The organism is Azospirillum sp. B506, assembly GCF_000333595.1.
In the GTDB taxonomy this organism is placed as follows: Bacteria; Pseudomonadota; Alphaproteobacteria; order Azospirillales; family Azospirillaceae; genus Azospirillum.
Genome location: NZ_BADK01000092.1, coordinates 1 through 4,093, shown reverse-complemented (window position 1 = coordinate 4,093; position 4,093 = coordinate 1). Strand labels below are relative to the sequence as shown.

The 4,093-nt window shown below is 68.4% G+C and carries 4 protein-coding genes; 2 read left to right on the top strand and 2 right to left on the bottom strand.

Annotated elements, in window-relative coordinates; genetic code table 11:
• A partial coding sequence (locus I71_RS03490) for a phosphate acyltransferase (RefSeq protein ID WP_042690682.1) occupies positions 1-1,450 on the top strand: 1,450 nt, incomplete at its 5' end.
• Positions 1,451-1,602: 152 nt separating this feature from the next.
• Here I71_RS03490 and I71_RS03485 read toward each other — a convergent pair.
• Both I71_RS03485 and I71_RS03480 read right to left on the bottom strand, forming a co-directional pair.
• The gene (locus tag I71_RS03485) at positions 1,603-2,172 is read right to left on the bottom strand and encodes a GNAT family N-acetyltransferase (RefSeq protein WP_042690679.1); all 570 of its coding nucleotides are present in this window, start codon (positions 2,170-2,172) and stop codon (positions 1,603-1,605) included.
• Between the two features lie 12 nt (positions 2,173-2,184).
• Positions 2,185-2,790 carry a helix-turn-helix domain-containing protein gene (locus I71_RS03480; protein WP_042690677.1) on the bottom strand — a complete coding sequence of 202 codons (606 nt, stop codon included), beginning with the start codon at positions 2,788-2,790 and terminating at the stop codon, positions 2,185-2,187.
• A gap of 162 nt (positions 2,791-2,952) precedes the next feature.
• Here I71_RS03480 and I71_RS03475 point away from each other — a divergent pair.
• Positions 2,953-4,093: histidine kinase dimerization/phospho-acceptor domain-containing protein (locus tag I71_RS03475; protein ID WP_042690674.1), on the top strand; the 1,141-nt coding region annotated here is incomplete at its 3' end.

The window sequence follows — 4,093 nt, the reverse complement described above, 5'->3', positions numbered from 1 at the left end:
GCCGGAGATGGTCAAGTCGATGGCGGCCAAGCCGATCATCTTCGCGTTGGCCAACCCCGATCCGGAGATTACCCCGGAAGAGGTCAAGGCGGTGCGCAGCGACGCCATCGTGGCGACCGGCCGGTCGGACTATCCGAACCAGGTCAACAACGTCCTGGGCTTCCCCTACCTGTTCCGCGGCGCGCTCGACGTCCGCGCCACCACCATCAACGAGGCGATGAAGATCGCCGCCGCCAAGGCGCTGGCGGCGCTGGCGCGCGAGGATGTGCCGGACGAGGTCGATGCCGCCTATTCCGGGCGCCGGCTGCGCTATGGCCCGGACTACATCATCCCGGTGCCCTTCGACCCGCGCCTGATCGTCACCGTGCCGGCCGCCGTCGCCCAGGCGGCGATGGAAAGCGGCGTGGCGCGCAAGCCGATCCTCGACCTGACCAGCTACAAGCACAGCCTGCGCACCCGCCTGGACCCGACGGCCGACAGCTTGGAACTGATCCTGGAGAAGGTGCGGACCAACCCGCGCCGCGTCGTCTTCGCCGAAGGCGAGGAGGAACGGACGATCCGTGCCGCCATGGCCTTCCGCGCCCATGGCTATGGTACGCCGGTGCTGATCGGCCGCGAGGAGGTGATCAAGGAACAGTTGGCGGCGATGGGCCAGGGCCATGTCCAGTTCGAGATCCACAACGCCCGCCTGTCGGACGCCAACCGCCGCTATGCCGACCATCTCTATCGCCGGCTTCAGCGCAAGGGCGCGCTGCTGCGCGACTGCCAGCGGATGGTCAACCAGGACCGCAACGTCTTCGCCGCCTGCATGGTGGCGCAGGGCGATGCCCATGCCATGGTGACCGGCCTGACCCGCAGCTTCGGTGTCGCCTACGAGGAAATCCGCCGCGTCATCGATCCGAAGGCGAGCGGGCCGGTGTTCGGCCTGCACCTGTCCATCACCCGCAACCGCACCGTCTTCATCGCCGACACCACCGTCCATGTCCGTCCCGACGGCAAGACGTTGGCCGACATCGCCATGGGTGCGGCAGCCAAGGCGCGGCAGATGGGGCATGAGCCGCGGGTGGCGCTGCTGTCCTTCTCCAACTTCGGCCAGACGCCGCATCCGAACACCGATCCGCTGCGCGAGGCGCTGTCGATCCTCGACAGCCGCCGGGTCGATTTCGAATATGATGGCGAGATGTCGGCCGACGTGGCGCTGGATTACCAGCTGATGAAGCGGGTCTACCCGTTCTGCCGCCTCTCCGGCCCGGCCAACGTGCTGATCATGCCCGGCCTGCACTCGGCCAACATCTCGGCCAAGCTGCTGAACAAGATGGCCGGCGGCCAGATGATCGGCCCGCTGCTGATCGGCTTGGACAAGCCGGCGCAGATCGTCACCATGGGCGCCACGGTCAACGACATCGTCACCGCCGCCGCCCTGGCGGCGCATGACTCGCTGCCGTGGTGAGGTGATAGGTTCCCGTCCACCTTCCAAGAGTTCCCTCTCCCCCCTGGGGAGAGGGTTAGGGTCAGGGGGACGCATATGCCAAGCCATCTTCGGCTACGCCGACCCCCCTCATCCCAACCTTCTCCCCAGGGGGAGAAGGAGAACTCCAAACCTCAAACCAGCGCCTTGTAGAAAAACGCCGCATCGCAGAATCCGCCCTCCGGCCACAGGGCGAAATTCGGGATGACGCCGACCTTGATCCAGCCGGCGCGTGTGTACAGCCGTTCGGCGTCGGGCGATGCGGTGTCCAGCACCAGCAGGGTCTTGCCGGCGGTGCGGCCGGCCTCTTCGGCCGCCTGCATCAGGGCGGCGCCGACGCCACGGCGGCGGGCACGGCGGTGGACCAGCATCTTCGACAGGTCGGCGCGGTGCGGCTGGTTCGGCGGCTGGGCGAGCACCAGCTGGACGGTGCCCAGCACCCCCTCCCCGTCCTCCGCCACCAGCAGGATGCGCTCACCCTGCTCCACGCCTGCGACCACGCTCCGCCAGAAGCCTTCGGCGGTGGTGCGGTCGAGCGGGGACATGAAGCTGACCGATGCACCGCCTTCCACGCAGTCCAGCAGAACGTCGGTCAATCCGGGAATCGCGGCAGGGGCGTCGGCGCCCGTCAGCAGTCGTACGGTTACCGGGGCGGATGCGCTCTCTCCCGTATTCCCGCGGGAGTCCAGGCAGGCACTGTCCATCGGACGCTCCTTTCAGCGTTTAACTGCGTTTAAGGCGGGACGCCCATCGGTGGTCAGCGCCACGATGTAGCGGGCGGTCCGGTCGGTCGGGTTGTGGAAGCCTGTCGGCCGGTCGAGCCGCAAGGCGAGGCAGTCGCCGGTGGACAGGCGATGTGTCACCTCTCCCACCGTCAGCTCGATCGTGCCGTCCAGCAGATAGACCTGCTGGTCTACCGTGGCTGCGCGGTTGCCGCTGTCGTAGGAGACACGAGCGCCCGGCGGCAGATCCACTTCCACCAGTTCGATGGGCGACGGGAAACCGGGGGGCGACAGGTTGCGGCGGTGGTAGCCGGTGGCCGGATCGGTCCAGCCGATCTGGTCGGCGCGGCGAACGACCGGGCTGGCATCCTTGCGCTCCGCTTCGGCAAACAGCGTGGCCAGCGTCACGCCGAGCCCTGCGGCAAGCCGCTCCAGCACGGAGGCCGTCGGACTGCTCTCCCCCCGCTCGACCAGCGAGATCATCGAGCGGCTGACGCCCGACCGTTCGGCCAAACCATCCATCGTCAGGCCACGATCCGCCCGCAGGGCACGCAACCGCGTGGCGAGCCGGCTGTCGATGTCGTTTCCAGTATTTTCCATGAAAATAGAATGCCCGTGCAGGATAATGGAGTCAACGGTATGCCGCACAGTCACGCCGATGAATCTTTTATGACCGCCGCGCAAGGGGTGCTGCGATGGTGTAGAAGGGCTGGAGATTGCACTGCCCCTCCCCGTCTCCCTCCCCTGTCCGGTGCCGACCCCATGCGCCAGAAGGCGTTGCCGCCCACCCCGCTGCTGACCGCCGTCCTGCTGATGCTGGTGCCGCTGGCCGCCTTACTGGCTTGGGCGGTCTATGCCGGGGCATTGCATGGCGGGCTGGCGCTGGTGGCCGGCGGGGCGGCGCTGACGGGGGCGGTCCTGATCCTGCGCACCTATCGCAGCGACGCCGATGCGGTGACCGACTATGCCGCCCGTCTGGCGGAAGCCGACGATCCGCTGGCTCCGGTCGGCACGCCGCCGGCCTTGAAGGCGCTGGTCGCCACCATCGGCCGGCTGCACCGCGTCGGGTTGCGGCGGGCCGAAAGCGTGCGGATGCAGCTGGATGCCGACGAGGCGGTGATCGACGCCCTGCCCGCCCCGCTGCTGCTGATGGATGCCGACCGGCAGGTGGTGCGTGCCAACCAGACGGCGCGGGAGCTGTTCGGCGACAAGATCGTCGACCGCGACCTCGCCTCCTGCCTGCGCACGCCGGCGGTGCTGGAGGCGGTGGACTCGGTTCTGCGCGGCGGTGCGTCCCGCATCATCGAGTTCACGCTGCCGGTCCCGGTGGAGCGCAGCTTCGAGGCGCAGGTGAAACCGTTCCAGCGGCTGGTGCCGGAGCCCGACCCCTCGCTTTTGGATGGCGAGATCGAGGAGGAGCCGGCGCCGCGCCCGCCCACCGTCGCCCGCATGGCGATCCTGACCCTGCATGACGTCACCGCCGCCCGCCGGTCCGAGCAGATGCGGGCCGACTTCATTGCCAACGCCAGCCACGAGCTGCGCACGCCGCTGTCCTCGCTGCTCGGTTTCATCGAGACGCTGCGCGGCCCCGCCCGCGACGACCCGGAGGCGCAGGACCGTTTCCTGGCGATCATGCACGATCAGGCCAGCCGCATGACCCGTCTGGTCAACGACCTGCTGTCGCTGTCCCGCATCGAACTGGACGAGCATATGCCGCCCAACGGCCGGGTCGATGTGGTGGAGGAGCTTGAGAACGTCATCGCCGCCCTGCAGCTGAAGGCGGCGGACCGCCGCATCCGCCTGCGCCTGGAGGCGCGGGAGGGGCTGCCGCCCGTCGTCGGCGACGAGGACCAGATGAGCCAGGTCTTCCAGAACCTCGTCAGCAACGCGATCAAAACACGCG